This window comes from Vibrio sp. 1580, from assembly GCF_033340055.1.
In genome coordinates, this window is record NZ_JAWOVT010000650.1 from 1 (window position 1) to 536 (window position 536).

The 536-nt window shown below is 43.1% G+C and carries 1 protein-coding gene; it reads right to left on the bottom strand.

Annotated features, from left to right (window positions below; translation table 11 throughout):
• The coding region (locus tag R7093_RS27640; protein ID WP_318147331.1) for a DUF2919 domain-containing protein at positions 1-395 on the bottom strand (395 nt) is incomplete at its 3' end.
• Between the last annotated feature and the right edge of the window lie 141 nt (positions 396-536).

A 536-nucleotide genomic window follows, 5' to 3' on the forward strand; every position in this document is an offset into this window, starting at 1 on the left:
AACCAAGTTAATAAGGTGATGGTTAGGGCATTTGCCCAATTGAATACACCATGTTCTAGGTACACATGATACATGGTCTGAGCAAGTTGAATACCGCACAAGATCAAAGTCATCTCACGGCCATATCGCGTTATTTGATTTACCCAACCACGATCTGGATGACGCAATCCCATCAGCCACATCAATAACAGGCTTGGAATACCAATCGACAAACCTAAATACAACGTGCTGGAATCAGGATAGACAATGGACAAAAGCTTGCTGCCGCTTTCTCGGCTGACACCCGCCATTGCAAAAACCACCCAAGAGCGAGCCAGAAACATCCATCCTAGCCAAACAAGAATAGGCGCTTTCAAAAATCCATGAGCGTCATATTGGTCAAATGAGTAGCGCACAATATCGTCTTCTTAGTTTCATAAAAACGCCACTTTAACCGATCGATTCAGAGTTGCAAGCAAGCAAAGATGAGAACTAAAGTTCATTTCATCATCTTACGCAGGTAAACTAAACGCAGATTTACAGTGACGTCGATGAGA